General features: G+C 70.9%; 17 protein-coding genes, 2 tRNA genes and 1 pseudogene. 2 read left to right on the forward strand and 18 right to left on the reverse strand.

The window, feature by feature from the left end; translation table 11 throughout:
• Nucleotides 1-19: 19 nt before the first annotated feature.
• Nucleotides 20-92 (reverse strand) — tRNA-Ala (locus ABT360_RS32240).
• Between the two features lie 165 nt (nucleotides 93-257).
• On the opposite strand from ABT360_RS32240, the gene ABT360_RS32245 reads away from it, so the two are divergent.
• Complete coding sequence (locus ABT360_RS32245) at nucleotides 258-1478, forward strand: glycosyltransferase 87 family protein (RefSeq protein WP_351824520.1); 1221 nt, start codon at nucleotides 258-260, stop codon at nucleotides 1476-1478.
• Here the strand turns inward: ABT360_RS32245 and ABT360_RS32250 are convergent.
• The 7 genes from ABT360_RS32250 to ABT360_RS32280 all read right to left on the reverse strand — a co-directional run bounded on the left by ABT360_RS32250 (nucleotide 1457) and on the right by ABT360_RS32280 (nucleotide 6052).
• A complete protein-coding gene (locus tag ABT360_RS32250; protein ID WP_026277450.1) occupies nucleotides 1457-1690 on the reverse strand; it encodes a hypothetical protein in 234 nt (77 codons plus the stop codon). The two genes, ABT360_RS32245 and ABT360_RS32250, sit on opposite strands and share 22 nt — an antisense overlap.
• 520 nt (nucleotides 1691-2210) lie before the next feature.
• A tRNA-Ala gene (locus ABT360_RS32255) sits at nucleotides 2211-2283 on the reverse strand.
• Nucleotides 2284-2356: 73 nt separating this feature from the next.
• Nucleotides 2357-3010, reverse strand: coding sequence for a histidine phosphatase family protein (locus tag ABT360_RS32260; protein WP_351824560.1), 654 nt, complete (start codon nucleotides 3008-3010; stop codon nucleotides 2357-2359).
• Nucleotides 3007-3444, reverse strand: coding sequence for a ribosome silencing factor (gene rsfS / locus ABT360_RS32265; RefSeq protein ID WP_351824523.1), 438 nt, complete (start codon nucleotides 3442-3444; stop codon nucleotides 3007-3009). The genes ABT360_RS32260 and rsfS overlap by 4 nt, the downstream gene beginning before the upstream one ends.
• 69 nt (nucleotides 3445-3513) lie before the next feature.
• Nucleotides 3514-5184: a LytR C-terminal domain-containing protein gene (locus ABT360_RS32270; protein ID WP_351824526.1), complete on the reverse strand. Its 1671-nt coding sequence runs from the start codon at nucleotides 5182-5184 to the stop codon at nucleotides 3514-3516.
• 19 nt (nucleotides 5185-5203) lie between these two features.
• Entirely contained in the window at nucleotides 5204-5824 is a 621-nt protein-coding gene (gene nadD / locus ABT360_RS32275) for a nicotinate-nucleotide adenylyltransferase (protein ID WP_351824529.1), read from the reverse strand.
• A gap of 66 nt (nucleotides 5825-5890) precedes the next feature.
• Nucleotides 5891-6052, reverse strand: a complete 162-nt coding sequence (locus ABT360_RS32280) for a hypothetical protein (protein ID WP_179166370.1) — start codon at nucleotides 6050-6052, stop codon at nucleotides 5891-5893.
• Nucleotides 6053-6321: 269 nt separating this feature from the next.
• Between ABT360_RS32280 and ABT360_RS32285 the strand changes: the two genes are divergently transcribed.
• The gene (locus tag ABT360_RS32285; protein ID WP_351824533.1) at nucleotides 6322-7389 is read left to right on the forward strand and encodes a M48 family metallopeptidase; all 1068 of its coding nucleotides are present in this window, start codon (nucleotides 6322-6324) and stop codon (nucleotides 7387-7389) included.
• A gap of 166 nt (nucleotides 7390-7555) precedes the next feature.
• Here the strand turns inward: ABT360_RS32285 and ABT360_RS32290 are convergent, their stop codons facing one another.
• The 10 genes and pseudogenes from ABT360_RS32290 to ABT360_RS32335 all read right to left on the reverse strand — a co-directional run.
• Entirely contained in the window at nucleotides 7556-8647 is a 1092-nt protein-coding gene (locus ABT360_RS32290) for an SCO2583 family membrane protein (protein WP_351824536.1), read from the reverse strand.
• A 65-nt stretch (nucleotides 8648-8712) separates the two neighbouring features.
• Complete coding sequence (locus ABT360_RS32295; RefSeq protein ID WP_351824538.1) at nucleotides 8713-9297, reverse strand: SCO2584 family spore wall biosynthesis protein; 585 nt, start codon at nucleotides 9295-9297, stop codon at nucleotides 8713-8715.
• Between the two features lie 313 nt (nucleotides 9298-9610).
• Entirely contained in the window at nucleotides 9611-10927 is a 1317-nt protein-coding gene (locus tag ABT360_RS32300) for a glutamate-5-semialdehyde dehydrogenase (RefSeq protein ID WP_351824541.1), read from the reverse strand.
• Nucleotides 10928-10999: 72 nt separating this feature from the next.
• On the reverse strand, nucleotides 11000-11500 hold the full coding sequence (locus tag ABT360_RS32305; protein ID WP_351824544.1) for a hypothetical protein: 501 nt from the start codon (nucleotides 11498-11500) through the stop codon (nucleotides 11000-11002).
• Between the two features lie 142 nt (nucleotides 11501-11642).
• Nucleotides 11643-12770, reverse strand: coding sequence for a glutamate 5-kinase (gene proB / locus ABT360_RS32310; RefSeq protein WP_351824546.1), 1128 nt, complete (start codon nucleotides 12768-12770; stop codon nucleotides 11643-11645).
• Nucleotides 12771-12855: 85 nt separating this feature from the next.
• Complete coding sequence (locus ABT360_RS32315) at nucleotides 12856-14049, reverse strand: glycosyltransferase family 2 protein (protein WP_444852362.1); 1194 nt, start codon at nucleotides 14047-14049, stop codon at nucleotides 12856-12858.
• Nucleotides 14050-14213: 164 nt separating this feature from the next.
• A complete protein-coding gene (locus ABT360_RS32320; RefSeq protein ID WP_444852363.1) occupies nucleotides 14214-16268 on the reverse strand; it encodes a hypothetical protein in 2055 nt (684 codons plus the stop codon).
• Nucleotides 16269-16537: 269 nt separating this feature from the next.
• The gene (locus ABT360_RS32325) at nucleotides 16538-18037 is read right to left on the reverse strand and encodes a bifunctional cytidylyltransferase/SDR family oxidoreductase (RefSeq protein WP_351824555.1); all 1500 of its coding nucleotides are present in this window, start codon (nucleotides 18035-18037) and stop codon (nucleotides 16538-16540) included.
• 165 nt (nucleotides 18038-18202) lie between these two features.
• Nucleotides 18203-20221 (reverse strand): glycosyltransferase family 4 protein, encoded by a 2019-nt coding sequence (locus ABT360_RS32330; RefSeq protein ID WP_351824558.1) that lies wholly within the window; start codon nucleotides 20219-20221, stop codon nucleotides 18203-18205.
• A 331-nt stretch (nucleotides 20222-20552) separates the two neighbouring features.
• Nucleotides 20553-20812, reverse strand: a pseudogene (locus ABT360_RS32335) (hypothetical protein); the annotation flags it as partial.

Genomic DNA, 20812 nt, shown 5'->3' on the forward strand with positions numbered 1-20812 from the left:
GCCCGCCTTCCACGTTCTGTGGAGCTAAGGAGAATTGAACTCCTGACCTCCTGCATGCCATGCAGGCGCTCTACCAACTGAGCTATAGCCCCTTGCGGTGTGCCGCCCTCCTGGAGTCTCCTCCTGGACGGGTCCCCCTTGCGGGTTTCCTTCGCGGGGTCTCCCTCGCGGCGACACAGAGAACATTACACGGTCCCCCCGGTGGTTCACCAAATCGTTTACGGTCGGTAGGGCTCTGGCCGGTAGCGTCGCCCTTCGTGACCGTGACCCTGACCCTCCGGGCGCGCCTACGGGAGCTGCCCGTCGCCGCCGCCGCAATGGCCTGTTTGCTGTCCTTCGTGGCCTTCTGGATGGCGCAGCGCGCCGCCAATGTCACCATGCTGGACCTCTCCGTCTACCGCGCGGAGGGCGAGACCGTCCTGGCCGGTGGCGACCTGTATGCGATGCGCGCCACATCGGCGAACCTGCCGACGACGTACCCGCCGTTCGCCGCGCTGCTGTTCACGCCGCTGACGCTGCTCGGCGTCCCCGAGATGCGCACCCTGGCCACCGCCGGGAACCTGCTCCTGTTGCTGGCGTTGGTGCATCTGTCGCTGCGCCTGGTCGGCCGGGACCGGCCGGGCACGGCACTGTGGGTGGCCGCGGTCCTCGTCTGGTGCGAGCCGGTGTGGACGACGCTGCGGTACGGGCAGATCAACCTGCTGATCGCGGTGGCGGTGCTGTGGGACCTGACGCGGCGGGAGAACAACCGGTGGGCCGGGGTGGGCATCGGCCTGGCCACGGCGGTGAAGCTGACGCCGGGGCTGTTCGTCGTCCTGCTGCTGGTCGTGGGGGTGGCACGCGCGCGTGCGGGCGGCTGGCGGCGGGGGTGGCACCCGTGGCTGCGGCAGGCGGCGACGGCCACCGGGGTGTTCCTGGGCGTGACCGTGGCGTCCGCCGTCGTCCTGCCGTACGACTCACGCCGCTTCTGGACCGAGATGATCTTCGAGACCAGTCGGGTCGGGCGCAAGGAGGAGACCGCGAACCAGTCGCTGAACGGCGTGCTGGCCCGGCTGCTGCACACCACCGATCCGGGGGTGTGGTGGCTGCTCGCGGCCGTTGTCGTGGGCGTGGCGGGAATCACGGTGGCGGTGTTGGCGGCGCTGCGCGACGACCGGCCGGTGGCCGTGGTGGCGTGCGCGACGACGGCCCTGCTGGTGAGCCCGATCTCCTGGTCGCACCACTGGGTGTGGTGCGTGCCCATGCTGATACTGCTGGCGACCCGGGTACGGCCGGCCTGGACCGCCGCAGCGGCTCTGGTGTTCGCGTCGTTCGCCCTGTGGTGGGTGCCGCACGCGCCCGCCCCGGTCCGTCTCGAACTCGACCAGAACGGCTGGCAGATGCTGCTGTCCGGGCTCTACACACTGGTCGGTCTGAGCCTGTTGGCCGCGTTCGGGGTCAGGCACCGGCGGGCGGGTCAGGCAGTGGCGAACGAGTAGAACCGCTTGAGGGTGCAGTGCTCGTCGAGCAGGCGCCCGTAGATGGGCTCCCCTTCGAGCTCACGGTAGGTCTCGATGGGGTCGCCTTTTATGATCAGGGCCCGGGCGCACTCCTCGCACCAGTACTGGTACTCGGGGTTGACCGGGTCCATGTCCCGGACGATCGGCGTACCACTGCCGCACCAGTCGCATTTCCGCCTGTGCGCACCCATCAATCAGCTCCAGCTGTGGCCGCAGGACGTGCACACATAGGACACTCCGCCATTGTCACCGAGCACTTGGGCGACGTGGGCCGAACCGCACGAGGGACAGCTGAGTCCGGGGTGCGGCCGCGCCGCGGTGAGCGGGTCGGAAGCCTCCTCGAAACCGCTGGCCGCCATCGCGCACTCCCTCCCGTCCGGACCGTCGTCCCCCTCCGGCCGTCCGATTCTGCCATGGCACGGCACGAGGGTCAGCGGGGTCGGCGCACCAGCCCCGCCGACGCCCGCACGATCGACGCGGCGGCCAACGCCAGGGCACATACCCACAGCGCACCGGCCGATGCATGCGCACTCGGGGCGCTCGGACAGCTTGAGGAAGAGTGTGCCAAACGTCGCGGCACCGATCAGCCGCGACCGCACCCGACGGGCCCGGCCCTGCCTCGCCCGGGCCGGCGAGTCGGCCAAGTCGGTCAACAAGAAGGACCGGGAAACACGAATCCCGCCCCCTGGTGGGGACGGGATCCGGTGACTGTGGAGCTAAGGAGAATTGAACTCCTGACCTCCTGCATGCCATGCAGGCGCTCTACCAACTGAGCTATAGCCCCTCGTGTTCTTCGCGCTCCGCGCTGCGAACAAGAAGAACTTTAGCCTGTGACCTGCCGGAAAGTGAAATCCGGGTCAGTCGTCGTCGCCGAGGACCGGTTCGGGGAGCGTTCCGGCGTTGTGTTCCAGCAGCCGCCAGCCGCGCGCGCCCTCGCCCAGCACCGACCAGCAGCAGTTCGAGAGCCCGCCAAGGCCCTCCCAGTGGCGGGACTCCAGGCCGAGGAGCCGGCCGATGGTGGTGCGGATGGTGCCGCCGTGGCTGACCACGACGAGCGTGCCGTCGTCCGGGAGTTTCTCGGCGTTTTCCAGCACCACGGGGGCGGCCCGGTCGGCCACCTCCGTCTCCAGCTCGCCGCCTCCGCGCCGCACCGGCTCACCGCGCTTCCACGCCGCGTACTGCTCGCCGTACCGCTCGAGGATCTCCTGGTGGGTCAGGCCCTGCCACTCGCCCGCGTACGTTTCACGCAGCGCGGAGTCGTGGTTGACCTGGTGGCCGGTGATCGCGGCCAGCTCGGCGGCCGTGGCCGACGCGCGCTTCAGGTCGGAGGCGATGATCGCGTCCGGCTTCAGCGCCGCGAGCAGCCGCGCGGCCCGGCGCGCCTGGGCGATGCCCGTGTCGGTCAGCTCGATGTCCGTGGAGCCCTGGAAACGGCGCTCCAGATTCCACGACGTCTGGCCGTGCCGCCAGAGGACGATCCGGCGGCCCCTGCCGCCCTTGGTGCCGTTCAGCTCAGCTCACCGTCCGAGCCGTCGGCGCCGCTGAGCCGGGCGTGCTCCTCCGCCTTGCCGCGGGTCTTCAGGGCGTCCTCGGGCAGGGGCAGCTCGGGGCAGTCCTTCCACAGCCGCTCCAGGGCGTAGAAGACCCGCTCCTCGCTGTGCTGGACGTGGACCACGATGTCGACGTAGTCCAGCAGGATCCAGCGGGCGTCGCGGTCGCCCTCGCGGCGGACCGGCTTGGCGCCGAGGTCCTTGTTCAGCCGCTCCTCGATCTCGTCCACGATCGACTTGACCTGGCGGTCGTTGGGGGCGGAGGCGAGCAGGAAGGCGTCGGTGATCGACAGCACGTCGCTGACGTCGTAGGCGATGATGTCGTGCGCGAGCCGGTCGGCAGCCGCCTGGGCGGCGGCGGTCACGAGCTCGATGGAGCGGTCAGTGGCGGTCACATGCAAGCTTTCGTCGGCGGTCCAGAACACTCCCAGGGTCTCACGTACCGCCGACAGCCCGGCAAGCCATTACCGGGCCCCGCCGTCGGCCCCCCGCTCGACCTCGTAATCCTGGCCCAGGACGACCGTGACGTCCGCGTTGGCCGCGGCCGTGCCCTTCTGGACGGCGCCGGCGGGCAGACCCAGGGTCTTGGCGACCTCCTCGGCCTTCGCCTTCTGCGCCGCGTCACCATAGATGACCTGCGACGACGACTCCGTGTCGGCCTTGCCGCCGTCGACGACCGCATACCCGCCGTTGACCAGCACGATCCGTGCGGCCTCGGTGGCGTCCTCGTCGCCGGAGGCGTTCCTGACGCCGACCCGTACGGCCGCGCCCTGCTCCGGTGCGCTGACCGAACCGCCCAGGATGTCCTTCACCACACTTCCCGTGGCCTGCTCACTGAGCGTGCCGTCCTCCTGTACGGGCAGCAGCGCCGTCTTGTAGTCGCCGATCTTGGCGTGCTCGGCGAGCTTGGCGAGGGAGGCGCCCAGGTCCTTTTCGGGCAGTGACGGGTCGAGGATCTGGGCCAGCGTCCGGACCGTGACCGTCGCCGACTCCGGGTCGTCGGACATCTTCCGCAGGACGCCATGGATGACCTGGCCGAACCGCTCCAGCTGCTTGGCCTCCGCCTCGCCGGAACCGCGGTGGGTGGCGTACGCCACGGCCATGCGGCCGTTCAGGGTCTGGTTCCCGCCCTTGGGCACCAGGGGCGCGTCACCCTTCTTCGCCCCGGGCACTTCGGCGTCCGTGCTGATCTCGATGCCGCCGACCAGCTCGACCAGGTTCTCCAGGTACGGGGTGTCGAGCCGCCACGTTCCGGTGATCCTGGTGCCGAGCAGGGAACCGAGGGCCTCGCGGGTGCCGGTGGAACCGTCGTCGTCGACGGACTTGGCGAGCGTGGTGGTGGTGCCGTCGTCATTGGCGACGGAGAGGGAGTTCGGCAGCAGGACGGTGGTGCCCTGTTTGGTCGTGGCGTTGTCGACCAGCAGTGCCGTCGAGGTCTCTTTGTTCTTGGTGTTGTGCAGGTGCAGGACGATGACGTCCCGCTTCTGGGGGCCGCTCGCGGTGCCGCCCTGCTCGGTCTCCTGGTCGGACAGGCCGGGGATCTTGCCGGCGGACCACAGGTAGCCGACGCCGCCGATGAGGGCGACGGCCAGGACGACGACGAGCGCCACGACCCGGTTGCGGCCGCGTCGCTTGGCCTCCTCGCGGCGCTCGGAGCGGCTCTCGGTGAACTTGAGCCAGTCGATGACGTCTTCGGAGTCCTCGTCGGGATCCTCGACGAAGGAGAACTGCTCGGTGCGGTACTCGCGCTCGGGTTCCCGCTCGTTTCCCCGCTCGGGTTCCGGTGCGGGCGCGGGGCGGCGCTGCTCGGGCACTCCGATGGGAGGCGCGGGCGGGACCTCGGGCTGCGGTGCCGGCTGCTGAGGGGCGGTCCCGTACCCGGCGGCGTAGCCCTCGTACCCGTACCCCTGCTGCGTGTACGACGGGTCGTAGTGCTGCTGGGGCGGGTGCTGGGCGTACTGGTCGTAGCCGTAGGACTGCTGGGGCTGCGCGTACGGGTCGTACTGCTGGGACTGGTGAGGCTCTTGCGGGTGCTGCTGAGCCTGCTGGTACACCGGCTGCCCGTACGCGTCGTAGCCGACGATCTGCGGCTGCGGCGGGTAGTACGGGTCGTACGGGTTCTGCTGGTCGTTCACCGGTGCCCCTCTCCGTGGCTCATTCGCCCCGGTACAACTGGCGCTTGTCGATGTAGCGCACCACACCGTCCGGCACCAGATACCAGACGGGATCGCCCGCGGCGACCCGCGCCCGGCAGTCCGAGGAGGAGATGGCCAGCGCCGGCACCTCGACCAGGGAGACCCCGCCCTCGGGCAGCCCGTCGTCCGACAGGTCGTGACCCGGGCGGGTCACCCCGATGAAGTGGGCGAGCGAGAAGAGCTCCTCGGCGTTGCGCCAGCCCGGCATGATCTGGGACAGCGCGTCCGCTCCGGTGATGAAGAACAGATCCGTGTCCTTGTTGAGGTCACGCAGGTCCCGCAGCGTGTCGATGGTGTACGTCGGTCCGCCGCGGTCGATGTCGATGCGACTGACCGAGAACTGCGGGTTGGACGCCGTGGCGATGACCGTCATCAGGTAACGGTCCTCCGCCGGGGAGACATTCTTGTGGCTCTTCTGCCACGGCTGCCCGGTCGGTACGAACACCACCTCGTCCAGGCGGAACAGGGCGGCCACCTCGCTGGCGGCCACCAGGTGTCCGTGGTGGATCGGGTCGAACGTCCCGCCCATCACGCCAAGTCGGCGTTTGCCGGAACCGGTAGGCACTTGCTGGTCTCCCATGCGTGCAGAGCCTACTGGCACGGCGCCGCGGGCGGTCCCGGCGGTCGCGGGCTCACGCCTCGGGGCTCAGCGGTCGCGGTTGAAGCGCGTGGTGATCCACAGCAGCAGGAGCAGCACGACGAGGGCGCCGCCACCGGTGATGTACGGGTTGAGGCTGGCGTGGTTGCCACCGTGCTCGCCGCCCTGGGCGAGCGTGACGAGGCTGGCGGCGGTGGTGGGGAGGCTCATCTTCGGCAGGACCTATCCATCGGAGTCGGAGCGGAGACTTCGCGCACATCGTATGCGGGCCGTCCGGGCACGCTCACGCCGACTCAGTCGTTGTCGTCGGTATTGCGGTGGACGCGGAGCGGGAACCGGGCGAGCGGGACGGCCCCGGCGGCCGGACGACCGGCGTTCCCGCGGTTGTCCACAGGCCCGGTCACGCCGTGGCTCCAGCGCCTACGCTGGGGGCCGTCAGGGGGACGAGGCCAGGTCTCGTACGAAAGAGGGGGCATTCCATGACCGACAGCAGTCACGAGAACGTGCCGAGCAGGCAGCGCAGGCGGTTCCCGGGCATTTCGTCCCGGGCGTACGAACACCCGGCGGACCGCTCCGCGCTCGTCGCCCTGCGCAGGCTCAGCGGCTTCGACACCGTCTTCAAGGCGCTGAGCGGGCTGCTGCCGGAGCGGAGCCTTCGGCTGCTCTTCCTGTCCGACTCGGTGCGGGTGAGCGACGCGCAGTTCGCCCACCTCAACACCATGCTCCGGGACGCCTGTTACATCCTGGACCTGGAGAAGGTCCCGGCGATGTACGTCACGCAGGACCCGAAGCCCAACGCCATGTGCATCGGTCTGGACGAGCCGATCATCGTCGTCACGACCGGGCTCGTGGAGCTGCTGGACGAGGAGGAGATGCGGGCGGTCGTCGGGCACGAGGTGGGGCACGCGCTGTCGGGCCACGCCGTGTACCGCACGGTGCTGCTGTTCCTCACCAACCTGGCGATGAAGGTGGCCTGGATCCCGCTCGGCAACGTCGCGATCATGGCGATCGTGACGGCGCTGCGCGAGTGGTTCCGCAAGTCCGAGCTGTCCGCGGACCGGGCAGGGCTCCTGGTGGGCCAGGACCTGAAGGCGTCGATGCGCGGGCTGATGAAGATCGCGGGCGGCAACCACCTGCACGAGATGAACGTGGACGCGTTCCTCGAGCAGGCGGAGGAGTACGAGGCGGGCGGCGACCTGCGTGACTCGGTGCTCAAGATCCTGAACGTACTGCCGCGCTCGCACCCGTTCACCACCGTGCGGGCCGCCGAGCTGAAGAAGTGGGCCGAGAGCCGCGACCACCAGCGGATCATGGACGGCCACTACCCGCGCCGCACGGAGGACAAGGACACCTCGGTCACGGACTCCTTCCGCGAGTCCGCATCGCACTACGCCGAGTCGGTGCGCAGCAGCAAGGACCCGCTGATGAAGCTGGTCGGCGACATAGCCGGCGGCGCGGGCGACCTCGGCGGCAAGCTCCGCGACAAGTTCACGGGCGGCCCCGGCGGCCCGGGCCGGGCGGAGAACAACGGCCACGGCACGGACTGACCCGGGCCGCCCCGGGCGGTCCCGCCCGGCCCGAGCCCGGGTGGGGCGGCCGCATGCGGACCTCCGGCCCTCCCTCGGCAGGGGCGGCCTCAGGGGCACACCGCGGGCCGCCCTCCTGCGCGGCGGCGCACCGGCTCCCGGGCCCGGCGGCCTCTGCGCATGGGCGTCAGCGGCCCGGGGGCGACGGCTGGGCAGCGGGAGAGAGGGCGCCGCAGAGGGCGGTGGTGCGGGTGCCGATGGCGTACGGGTCGGTGAGGGCGGGGCCTGCCGGGGCGGACCGGTGCCCGGCGAGCACCGGGTGCAGGGAGCCCGCCGGGTCGGCCGAGCAGGACTGGGGGCCGGCCTGCACGCGGCTCGTCAGCAGCTCCGCCCGGTGCATCCGCAGGTCCTCGCGGTCGAAACGGAAGGCCAGCTCACGGCGGACGGTGAACAGTGACGCGTCGGCATCGGCGCCCGTGCCCGCCGGGCGCACCGCGTAGACGAGCGTGTGGTCCGAGGTGACCTCCAGGAGGTCGGGCTCCACCTCGGCCACCCGCATCGTGCCCCGTACGCGCGCGGTGGTGTCCGCCAGAGCCACCTCGGCCGTGTCGAAGCGCACCAGCCAGCCGGTCGCGGCGTGCCACCCGTCATCGGCCGGGGACTCGACGCTGCGGTCGAACTGCCCCAGCTGGTCGGGGTCGAGCAGCAGCCGCACCTGCCGGACGGCTTCCCCGGTCAGGACGTCCGGGTCCAGCGAGGACTGCACCAGGTAGTCCTTCACGGTACTCAGCGCGGTCACCACCTGGCTCTCGGAGAAGTGGGCGGTGCGCTTGGCGGCCGGGAGGGTGATGCCGGCGGCGCCCGAGCGGAACTGGGCGGCGGGGCTGTGGGCGTACAGGGTGGCGGGATCTCCGCCCGGGACCGTGCCCCGTGGGGCCAGCGGGACCACCGTGATCCGCAGCGGCTCGGCGCGCCGGTCGATCAGCGGCTGGTAGGTGTTCCGGGCGCTGAGGTAGACGACGGCGGCGAAAACCACCGCGACCACCAGCACGAGTACCAGCGCGCCGTGCCGGGGGCGTGAGCCGGGCGAGGGGCTCCCCCACTCGGGGCGGCTCCGCACCGCTTGGGCGTGCTCGCCCATGCGTTCCTGCGCGGAGTATTCCTGGAGGCGGGCAGCGCGGACGAACGACTCGTCGAAGACGACGGATCGGTACTCGTCCTCACCACCGCCGGGGAGCCCCTCGGGCGTCCCCTCAGGCGGGTCGCCACGCCCTGCCATACCTTCAGGGTAGGTCTGTCGAGGCCCCGGTAAACGCGCTGGTACGCGACAACGTGCGGCTGTGCTCAGGGCGTTCTCGGCGCCGCCGGCACGGGCGGTGCGCTGTACTCGGCGGAGGCGGAGGGAGCGGTCTGCACCGGCGTCGGAGGTGGGGTGTCGATGCCGCTGGTCGCCGGTGTCGGTACCTGCCCGCCGCGGCCGCCGGAGCCGCCCCGGTAAACGGCCGTGAAGGCCAGGGCGACCATGCCGACGCCCATCACCACCGCGAGGATCCAGGCGACCGGCCGGTGCCAGCGGGAGCTGGGCCGGTACGGGCGCAGGGCGCCGCCGTGCGCCCCGTAGGGGCCGGCGCCGTCGGCGGGACCGTACCCGTCGGCGTCCCCGTGGGTGTGGCCCCCGGGCCCGTGCCCGCCCTCGTACGGCTCGTCGTCGGCCGGGGCACCGCCCGCCCCGGATCGCGCCGCCTCGGCGTCGGCGCGGGCCTGGGCGGCGGCCAACAGCCGCTCGGCGGCGGTGGGTTCATGGATCGGGGCGGCCCGTACGAAGTCCTCGTCGAACACCACGGGGGCGAAGTCCTCGTCGGCGTCCCCGCGGTCGTCGTCGGGCTCCCAGCCGTCCGGGAACGGCTTGCCCCCCACGTCGTCCGGCACGCATCCAGAGTAGACCTGGGAGGTGGTTTTCGGCAGGGAGAGTACGAACTCTCCCCCCGCCACCCCGACCGGCGGCGGCGCCCCTCAGGCCCACCCCCGGCCGGCTCCCCCGCTGGGCGGCATGCATCAGGCCACCCCCGCAAGGACCCACCACCCACAGCAACCACCGAGCCCCCGGCCCAGGGCAACACCGTCGGACGGCGCCTACCGGCCGCCACCCACGAGACCAGCCCCTCAGGCCACCCCCGCAAGGACCCACCCCCCCACAGCAACCACCGAGCCCCCGGCCCAGGGCAACACCGTCGGACGGCGCCTACCGGGTGTGGCCGTCGCCCGTGACGATGTACTTCGTCGACGTCAGCTCCGGCAGCCCCATCGGGCCGCGGGCGTGCAGCTTCTGCGTCGAGATGCCGATCTCGGCGCCGAAGCCGAACTGGCCGCCGTCCGTGAAGCGGGTGGACGCATTGACCGCGACCGTCGTGGAGTCCACCAGCTGGGTGAAGCGGCGGGCGGCCGCCTGGGAGGTGGTGACGATCGCCTCGGTGTGGCCGGAGGTCCACAGCCGGATGTGCGCGACGGCGGCGTCCAGCGAGTCGACGACGGCGGCGGCGATGTCGTACGAGAGGTACTCGGTCTCCCAGTCCTCGGCGGTGGCCGCCACGACGGTGGCCTTGGAACCACCCGCGTGCGACCGCACCCGCTCGTCGCCGTGGACGGTGACGCCCGCCTCGGCGAGGGCGTCCAGGGCCCGCGGCAGGAAGGTGTCGGCGATGTCCTGGTGGACGAGGAGCGTCTCGGCCGCGTTGCAGACGCTGGGCCGCTGCGCCTTGGAGTTGATCAGGATGTCGACGGCCATGTCCAGGTCGGCCTGGGCGTCGACGTACACGTGGCAGTTGCCGGTGCCGGTCTCGATGACCGGGACGGTGGATTCCTCGACGACCGTACGGATCAGGGAGGCGCCGCCGCGCGGGATCAGGACGTCGACCAGGCCGCGGGCGCGCATCAGCTCGCGCACAGAGTCGCGGGACTCGCCGGGCACCAGCTGTACCGCGTCGGCCGGCAGGCCCGCGCCGCCGACCGCGTCCCGCAGGACGCGCACGAGGGCGGAGTTCGAGGAGTACGCGGAGGAGGAGCCCCGCAGCAACACCGCGTTGCCGGACTTCAGGCACAGGGCGGCGGCGTCGACCGTGACGTTGGGCCGGGCCTCGTAGATGATCCCGACGACGCCGAGCGGGACGCGGACCTGCCGGAGGTCGATGCCGTTGGGGAGGGTGGAGCCGCGGACGACCTCGCCGACCGGGTCGGGCAGCGCGGCCACGTCCCGTACGTCGGCGGCGATGGCGCGCACCCGCTCGGGGGTGAGCTTCAGCCGGTCGATGATCGACTCGCTGGTGCCGGCCTCCCTGGCACGGGTGACGTCCTCGGCGTTGGCCTCGACGATCTCGTTCGCACGGACCTCCAGTGCGTCCGCGATCGCCAGCAGCGCGTCGTCCTTGGCCGCGCGCGGGAGTGGCGCGATTTCGTCGGCGGCGGCGCGCGCCCGGTAGGCGGCGCGGGCGACGGGGGTCATGTCGTCGTACGGCGTGACGGACGGCGAGGGGGAGGAGGCGGGGGAATGCGACGAGGTCATACTCGCAGCGTAATGCGCTCCCGACGGGCATCCATCACATATCCCGCTCTTCGAGACGACGGCGAAGCGGTATCAGTACGGGTGGACGCCCACGGGGGCGGCGGGCGGCGGGCCGTATCCCTCCGCGATCCGCAGGTGGTACGTCTCGCGGTCGATGACCTCCAGGCCGACGATCTCCCACGGCGGCAGCCCGGCGCTCTGCCGGTGCTCGCCCCACAGCCGCAGCGCGACGGCGGCGGCGTCGTGCAGGTCGCGGGCCTCTTCCCAGTACCGGATCTCGGCGTGATCGGTGGCATACCGGCTGGTCAGCAGGAACGGATGGTCGTGGGCGAGCTGCTCCAGGGCCCGTCTGACGTCCTTCAGCGGGGCCTGGGGGCCGGACACGCTGAGGGTGATGTGCCACAGCTTGGACACGGGGCGGTCCGGGGTGTGCCGCTCCGGCCCGCTGCCCGCCTGTCGGCCTCTGACGCCGTCGTCCACGACGGCTTCATCGAAGTCGGCCCCGGCCTCGACACTCGTCAAGGCGCGTTCGGCCGTCCCGCGGGGCGGAGCCCCTGGGCGCGCTCGTCTCACCGGCGGCCTCCTGTATGTGCGTCGTGGTGCTGTCACCCCGCTTACCCCTGAGACAAAGTTGACCAGTCCTGCGCGGAACATGGGGCGGTTTTGGTGAAGGTCTCTGGCGGATGGCGGGACTTTCAGCCGTTCTGGGACCGGTCTAGGGCTGGAGGACGACGAGATCGTCCCTGTGTACGACCTCCCGCTCGTAGGCCGGGCCCAGCTCTTTCGCCAGCTCCCTGGTGGACCGGCCCAGGAGCTGGGGGATCTCCTTGGAGTCGAAGGTGACCAGCCCCCTGGCGACGGCCCGGCCGGAGGCGTCGCGCAGCTCGACGGGGTCCCCGGCGCCGAACTCTCCCTCGACGGCCGCGATGCCCGCCGGGAGCAGCGACTTCTTGCCCTCGACGACAGCCCGCACCGCCCCGTCGTCCAGGACCAGGGCGCCTTGCGGGGTGGAGGCGTGGGCCAGCCACAGCAGCCGGTCGGCGGAGCGGCGGCCGGTGCGGCGGAAGTACGTACCGGTGTCGCGGCCCGCGAGGGCGTCGGCGGCGCGGCTGGCCGAGGTGAGCACGACGGGGACGCCGGCGGCCGCGGCGATCCGGGCCGCCTCGACCTTGGTGACCATGCCGCCGGTGCCGACGCCCGCCTTCCCGGCCGAGCCGATCTCGACGCCCTCCAGGTCCGCCGGTCCGCGCACCTCCGCGATGCGGGAGGTGCCCGGCTTCGACGGGTCGCCGTCGTACAGCCCGTCCACGTCGGAGAGCAGGACGAGCAGGTCGGCCCGCACCAGGTGGGCCACCAGGGCGGCGAGCCGGTCGTTGTCGCCGAACCGGATCTCGTCCGTGGCGACCGTGTCGTTCTCGTTGACGACCGGCAGGGCGCCCATGGCGAGCAGCTGGTCGAGGGTCCGGTAGGCGTTGCGGTAGTGGGCGCGGCGGCTGGTGTCGTCGGTGGTGAGGAGCACCTGGCCGACGCGTACGCCGTAGCGGGCGAAGGAGGCGGTGTAGCGGGCGACGAGGAGGCCCTGGCCCACGCTGGCAGCGGCCTGCTGGCGGGCCAGGTCCTTGGGGCGGCGGGCGAGGCCGAGCGGCGCGAGCCCGGCCGCGATGGCGCCGGAGGAGACCAGGACGATCTCCTTCTCCCCGCCGCTGCGGACCTTGGCGAGTACGTCGACGAGCGCGTCGACGCGGTCGGCGTCGAGGCCGCCGGAGGCGGTGGTCAGGGACGAGGAACCGACCTTGACGACGATCCTGCGGGCTTCCGTTACGTACTGTCTTGCCACTGTCACGTGGGAAAATCTATGCCAGGAGCGGCATTCGGCGCGCGCGTATTCCAGCGGCTGGACATCCTTCCGGACGGCCGGCCCGCCGGACTCAGCCGCCTGTCCGCATCCGGCGCACCCGCCGCAGCGCCCGGCCCGCCAGCCGCCGGGCCCGGCGGCGAGCGACGGTCAAGGGGCCGGGCGCGCCGCGCACTTCGTAGGCGGTGTCCGGGATGCCCACCGCCGCGTCGCCGAAGTGCGGGTACGCCAGGTATCCGCGGCCCCGCCGACGGACCCGCTCGGGCTGCTTCCCCTCCTGGAGGAAGCCGACCACGTCCATGAGCGCGTCGGGCAGGTTCATGGCCACGCATGTCAGGCGCAGCCGGTCCTCGGTCTTCAGGCGCTCCGCCACGCCGGGCGTCCAGTACGCGGCCATCAGCGGCGCGGCCAGTTCCATCTTCGCCAGCAGGATGTCGCGGGGCTGCCTGAGCACGACGGGGCCGAACTGCGGGAGCAGGGTGACCGTGAACGGCCTCAGCATGAGCAGGTCGCGGTGCTCCCCCGCCGGTACGTGCGCGGCGATGAGTTCCATCAGGGCCTTGGCCGAGTCGAAGCGGGGCGCGTAACCGCCGGTCTTCGTCAGGTGTTTGCCGTCCTCGCGGCCCACCAGGTAGTAGCAGGTGTAGTCGGAGACCACCGACACGCCGCTGCCGCGCAGGTACGCCTCCAGCGTGAACAGGGCGTCCTCGCCGGTCCTCAGCGATTCGTCGAACCGCATGCCGTGCTGGACGAGCAGGTCGCGGCGGAAGAGTTTCTGGGCGCTGAGCGTGTACTTGACGTTGGAGCGGTAGATGTCGGCGCGTTCGACCGTCTCCTTCCACATCGACTTGGCTGCGTTGCGGTTGACGCCGACGGTCCTGCCGAGCACCACGTCCGTACCCGCCTTGTCGGCCATGGCGACGAGACGTTCCAGCGCTTCCTCGCCGAAGTAGTCGTCGGCGTCGAGGAAGAAGACGAAGCGGCCGCGGGCGAGGGCGAGTCCGGTGTTGCGCGGCCCGCCGGGGCCGCCGGAATTGGCCTGCCGGACGACGCGCGTGGGGACCTTGGAGCGGGTGGCGAACTCCTCCAGGTACTCCCCCGTGCCGTCGGTCGAGCCGTCGTCGACGGCGACGATCTCGATCCGGTCGGCGCCGAGTGTCTGCGCCTCGACCGATTCGAGGCACTTCACCAGGTACGGCATCGCTTCGTAAGCCCCAATGATCACGCTGACATCGGGGGTGGTTTCAGTCATCGGCACCCACTGCATTCCCTACCTGGCGGTAAGCGGACGAAGGTCGCCCGTCATGGTGCCCCCAAAGCGTTTCCCGGGTGTGACGGCACGCACAGCGGCCCGTAAGTGCTCCTCGTACGAGGGACTTACGGGCCGCGGGGTGTACGTCGGGCTTTACGCCGACGGGCAGCGCCGGATGCTCAGTGCGCCACCGTGGCCTCCTCGGCGCCCTTCTCCGCCACCGTGTCGAGAGCGGCGCCCACCGGCTCGGAGCCCGCCCCGTCGGCCTCCTGGTCGAGCTCTCCGATCCGCTGGCCCGCAAGTCGCTGGGCCACGCCGTTGTTGCGGGCCTCCGCCTTGGCGGTCAGCGCGCGCACGGCGGCGTTGAACTGCTCGATGGAGGTGGGCTCGTCGGGGCCCAGCAGGTACCGCTTGAGCAGCTTCCGCTCACCGGCGAGCAGGTCGGCGGCCGGGTCGGCCACGGCCGCCAGCAGCTCGTCCAGCTCGGCGGCGCTGTTGGAGAGGATCACCGCGGCCCGGACGGCCGTGTTCTGGCGCTTGAACTCGTCGGCGCCCAGTTCGGCGGAGTCCGTCACCCCGTACGGCTTGCCGCTCGCGATGAAGTCGGACACGACGCTGGAGATGTCCGAGACCATGCCGTCGGCCTCGTTGAAGCAGTCGTACAGCTTCGGCTCGGAGCCGGTGACGACCTTGTGCTCCCACCAGCCGAAGGAGCGCCAGTACGCCTCGTTCCACTCGGCCCGCAGCCGCTTGATCTCGGCGAGGCGCTGCGGGTCGGCGAGCGAGACGCGCGACTCCTCGGCCTCGTCGCCGCCCTTGCGGCCGGTGGCGGAGAGCCGCGCGATCCGTGCCTCGATGCGGGCCAGTTCGGCGCGCGCCGCGGCCTGTGTGCCCTGCGCGGCGGCGGTCTCCCTCGCCCAGCGCGGGTCGGTGGCGCGCTCGGCGTTGGCGGCGGTGACCATCTTCTGGAGGCGCTCGTCGACGGCCTTGGCCTTCTTGTTGACGAGCCCGGTGAAGGGATGCGGCTTGTAGATCACCCGGACCGGCTGCGGGGCGTTCAGCAGCCGCTTCATGATGTTCTCACCGGCCAGCAGCAGCGAGGTGTTTCCGGGGTTGTTGTCCCAGCCCTCCCAGGTGGGGGCGTACAGGATGGTCGGGATCGGGTTCTTCGGGGCGCCGGTCCAGGTCTTGATCGGCGCGAGTTGCGGGCGGCCCACCTCGACGATGTCCTCGTCGCGGACGCCGACATCGGCGAGCGCGTACCGGTCCCGGCCGGCCTGGCCGGCGGTCCACACCTCGTCGTACACCTTGGAGAACGGGTTGACGCTGGCGAGCTTGTCGCTGTCGCCGTGCCCGATGAAGACGTGCTTCATGGTCGGTACGCGCAGCATGTGGATGTTCTTGCCGACGTTGGCGGCGTACAGGGTGACGCGGATCGACGACAGGTCCATGGCCATCAGGTGCTGGCCACCGGGCACGCACAGGATCGGCACGGACGTGGGGTTGAGCTTGTCGACCAGGTTCCGCTCGCGCATGATGATCAGCGGCCGGCCCTCGACCTGCTCCATGGTCTCCAGCCACATGTTGACCTGGTACGCGGATTCGTCGGAGCCGGAGAAGTACAGGGCGACGGTCGGCTGGTACTCGCGCAGCCAGGTGCCGACGGCCTTGAGGACGGCGCCCGCGGTCGGCACACGGCGCTTGCGCCGCAGGTACGGGACGAGGGCCGCGGTGTAGAGCAGGCCCAGCGCGAGAGTGGCGGCGACACCCGCGTACCCGATGACGTTCCGGCCGGTGGCGACCGCGACGACCACGCCCGCCATGGCGGGGATGTCGAGGTGCAGCATCTTCTCGGCGGAGCGGCTGAGCAGCGCCTGCGGCGGGGCGTCGGGGATGCGTACGGCGTTGAGGTCGATGTTGCGGGTGACGACCGGCATGGTGCGGCGCAGCCGGATGAGGGTGGCGAGGGCGCCCTGCGGGGCCTGGAGGCCGAAGAAGAGCAGGAAGCAGGCGACCGCCGCGTAGAACACGGGCTGTTCGGCGAGGCCTTCGCGGGCGAGCAGCATGATCAGCAGCAGCTGGCGCAGCAGGAAGCGGATCGGCAGACCGGCTCTGACCTTGCTCAGCCGGTTGATCAGGTAACTGTTCTTCTGGTGCAGATACCAGTCGGCGACGTAGGTCACGGCACCGGCGGCCGCGAAGAACCAGAGGTTCGGCAGGAGGGCGGCGAGCATGACGCACGGATAACCCAGTCCCAGGAGGACTGCCGCGGCGAGCTCTGAAGCACTGCCCACACGTGCCAGGCGAATGGCGGTCGAAATCACGAAGAACCTGCTCCAGAAGGGGGTGCCGGTTTTTTCACATGGACAAAACTCTCGTGAGGTCAGGGGTTTTCACGGACTGACTTCACGAGCCGTTATGAAATCTTTGGGACTCTTACGAACTCGGGCCTCTGCATTCGCACAATGCGACACAGAGGCCCGAAGAACACATCTGGTGAGTATTACACATCTTCCTGTCGGTCCAGCACGGAGGCCAGGGCCTGCTCGAAGCCCGACGCCTCGCTCGCCCCACGGGTGGGGTCCTGCTGCCGTACGTCGATGACATGGCCGGTGAGCTCGGACAGCAGCACGTCCAGCGAGGTCCGGGCCACGGCCTCGGAGGAGAGCAGCGATCCGGCGGGCTCCTGGCCGAACGCCTTCGTACGCATCGGGGTGGCGGTGCGCTCGGGGTTGACGCAATTCACCCGGATTCCATCGCCGGCCCATTCGTCGGCGAGGGCCTGGGTGAGATTCACCATGGCGGCCTTGGTGGACGAGTAAAGGCTGTACTCGGCACGGCCGCGAGTGTAGCTGGAGGAGGTGTAGAGCAGGAGCTGCCCCTTGGTCTCGACCAGGTATTTGTACGAGGCGCGGGCGATCTGCACGGGCGCCAGGTAATTGACGTTCAACGCTTCCTGAATGGTCGCGTTGTCGGTCTCGGCGAGCTTGCCGATGCGCAGGACGCCCGCCGTGTTGATGACGTAGTCGATACGGCCGCTCTCCGCGTACGCCGTGGCGAGCGCCTCCTCGACGTGCTCGGGATTCTCCACGTGCGTGCCGGTGGTGGAGCGGCCCAGGGCGTACACCGTCGAACCGTACCGCTCGGCGAGGGCGGCGATGTCGGCGCCGATGCCGTACGAACCACCGAAGACGACGAGGGTCCTGCCGGACAGCAGCTCGCGGTAGGCGGCCTCGTCGGCCTGGCGCGGAGCGGCGGTGGAGGCCAGCTGGAAGAGCTTGTCGGCGATGAAGACGTCGACGGGCTGGGTGACCTTCATGTTGTACTCGTCGCCCGCGACGACGTAGATCGGCACGTCCGGCAGGTACTTCAGGACGACACTGCAGTCGTCCGTCGCCTGGAAGTTGGGGTCGCCGGCCGCGATCTCGTACGCCCGCCGGATCGTGGACAGCTTGAACGCCTGCGGCGTCTGGCCGCGGCGCAGCCGGGAGCGGTCGGGGACGTCGGTGATGAACTCGCCGTCCTCGCCGTGGGTGCGGGTCACGATGATCGTGTCCGCGGACGGGATGGCGACGTCGACGGCCTGGTAGCGGTCGAGGGCGTCGACGCAGTCCTTGATGACGCGCTGTGACAGAAGCGGACGCACCGCGTCATGGAAGAGGACGTTGAGGTCCTCACCCTCGCCGAGTCCCTCGCCGAGGGCCTGGATGGCACGCTCGGTGGTCTCGTTGCGGGTGGCGCCGCCCTCGATGACGCGGGTGACCTTGGTGAGCCCCGCCTTGGCGATGATCTTCTCGACGTCGGGCACGAAACCCGGCGCCATCAGCACGATCACGTCGTCGACGCACTCCGCCTGTTCGAAGATCGTCAGCGTGTGCTCGATGACCGCCTTGCCCGCGATCTTCAGCAGCTGCTTCGGGATCGAAAGGCCCACGCGCTGGCCGGTACCGCCGGCGAGCACGACAGCTGTGGTGCGAGTCTTGGCTTCATGCGGCGCTGACACAGAACGACCTACCTTGCGACGACTGGGGGACGGGCTGATGGTCGCACTCTCCGTGACCGTCTCGCAAGGCGGACAGAGGGCACCCCACACCCGCACGACACCTGGTGTTCACGCTGTGGCCAGGGAGAGCGGACGGGCACCGCGACGGTGCCCCGGTGACGGACATCACGTGGTCGGCTTGTCGACGACGTTGAGTACGAGGTCGTTGGCGGCGCTGTAGAAAACCTTGACGACGACCCCTTCCCGCGGCTTGCCCGCCAGCTTCCTGACGAGGGCGCGCACCGCTCCCAGCGGTTGCTTCTTGCGCAGTTCAATCGAGGGGTACGGGAAGAGGGAGCCCTTCTCCACTACGTCGTCGAGGAAGCGCCCGAGCCGGACCGGCTCGGCGTCCGGAGCGGGCCTGAGCCACAGGTCCCACACATCGTGCGGGTCCTGCTGACGGGCGGCGGGAGCGGTGCAGGAGAAGGTGAAGCGGAAACCGTCCGTGCCGTTCCCGGTTCCCGGGAAGGACAGCTCCAGTGGCGCCTTGCCGCGCCGCCGCAGCAGGAGAATCGGTTCGCCACTGGGCGCGGCCGCGCCGTGGAACCGCGCGGACAGGATGATCGTCCCGTTCTCGATCCGGACGTCGCCCACCTCGGCGTGGACGGGCCGCACCCAGGAGCGGAGCGCCAGAGCACCACTCCTTGTATACGGAACCAGCTGCCGGACCGGTTCGCCGGCGCGCTGCCGGTCCGCCGCGCGCATCGCGCCGCGCTGGTCGACGGCGCGGGTGGCGAGCGGTACCGGCCCGGCGGCTCCGGGCAATTCGAGGTGGGCGGGGTGCACGCCCTCGGCGAACGGCGTCCCGGCCGGGACGGTCGCGGTGCCGTGCGCGTCGAAGGGGAAGCTGTGCTGTCCGGCCACCAGGCGAGCGCCCTCGCGCGGGGTGAGCAGCGTCACGGTGAGGGTGCCGTCGTCGGCCACGACGCAGTCGGCGACGGTTTCGGGCACGGGGACGGGGGCGGGCCGTCGCGGTTCACCGGCACGGTGGGTGGCGGCCGCGCCGAGCTCGGTGAACAGCTCCTCGTACTGCTTGGCCACCGGGCCCGGGTCGAAGCGGCGGGCGTTGGCGAGGGCCGCGGCGCCCATGCGGCGGCGGAGCTGCGGGTCGTCGATGAGCCGGAGCAGCGCGGCGGCGATGGCGTCGACGTCGCCGACGGGTACGAGGAAGCCGTCCTCGCCGTCCTCGATGATCTCCCGGGGGCCGTAGTCGCAGTCGGTGGACACCACGGGCAGACCGCAGCGCATCGCCTCCACGAGCGTCATGCCGAAGGACTCGTGGCGGGACGTGGACACGGCTATCGCGCCCTTGACCCACTCGGGCTCGATGGGAGAACGCGGCCCCATGAGGTGGACGCTGTTGTACAGGCCCAGTTGGTCGATCTTCTTGCGGAGCCGGTCCTTCTGGTTGCCCCAGCCGCAGATGCGCAGCGTCCACTCGGGGCGTTGGGCGACGACCTCGGCGAACGCCTCGATCAGCACGTGGTACTGCTTCTCGGACGCCAGCCGCCCGGCCGCCATGATGGTGGTGCCCGAGGTGTCGGAGGGCGTGACGACCGGCTCCGGAACGCTGTTGGGGATGGCGAGCACCCGGGTGCCGGGCAGCGGCATCTGCGCGCGCCAGGAGGCGGCGTCCCCCTCGGAGACGGTGACGAACGCGTCGAGTCCGGTCAGGAACCCGGCCATCTCGGCCCGCAAGGCGGGCTTGTGGTGGTTGTGCGTCATGTGCTCCTGGCCGATGAGCACAGCGCCTTCGGGCGCGAACTCGGTGACGTACGCGACGAGTCCGGGCCGGGTGCCGATCACGACGTCGGCGTCGGAGCCGGCACCGGCGTAGTGCGCGCGGACGCGTTCGTCGGTGAGGCGGCTGTACTCCTTGTACCGGGCCTCGTTCTTCGGGAAGTGCTCGGCCGGCTGGAGGTGCCGCTCATGCGTCTTCTCGTTGGCCGGGGAGGCGGGGCGGGTGTCGATGAGCGGTACGACGGAGATGCGCGGGTCGATCGCGAAGAGCGGCTCGTCCCGGTGCCGGAACACGGAGACGATCTCCACCTCATGCCGTCCGGCGAGCTCCTCCGCGAGGTTCAGCGTGGTGCGGATGGTGCCGCCGATGCCATAGATGGTGTGGATGAGGAAGGAGACCTTCATCAACGCTCCGTTCACGTCAGCCGGGACCCCGCGGTCCCGCCCCCGGAGACAAGACGGTGATCCTTGGCCACAGGTTGTCCGGTCGGAGCGACGTAAACCGGACTTCATGCCCTTTTTTCGGCTGCTTGCCCGCTGTTCCGGACCAGAAACGGCGAGTGACCCCCACCCGCGCGCGACGACTCCGCAGAGCGGCGGCGGGACGGTACGAGACGGCCGCCGCGACGCGACCGGCCGGCCCGGGGGTTCGGCCCCGGTAGGGCCGGCGCGGTGGGCGGCACGCGCGCGGGGTCGGCCCCGGTGGGGGCGTGGGGCGGACGGCACGCGCGCGGGGTCAGCCCCGGTAGGGCAGGTGGGGTGGGCGGCACGCGCGCGGAGTCGGCCCCGGTAGGGCAGGTGGGGTGGGCGGCACGCGCGCGGAGTCAGCCCCGGTAGGGCAGGTGGGGTGGGCGGCACGCGACCGGTGCGGCGCGGCGCCCCACACGCGAGGGGGCGCGGGCGGGTCGCCCATCTCGGAGGTGTGCACCCAGTGGACGTCCGCCTCGTCCGGTCCCGCGATCAGTCGCAGACCCAGGTCCTCACGGGAGAGCAGCG

Origin of the sequence: Streptomyces sp. NPDC000229 (assembly GCF_040300825.1) — a bacterium.
Classification (GTDB): Bacteria; Actinomycetota; Actinomycetes; order Streptomycetales; family Streptomycetaceae; genus Streptomyces.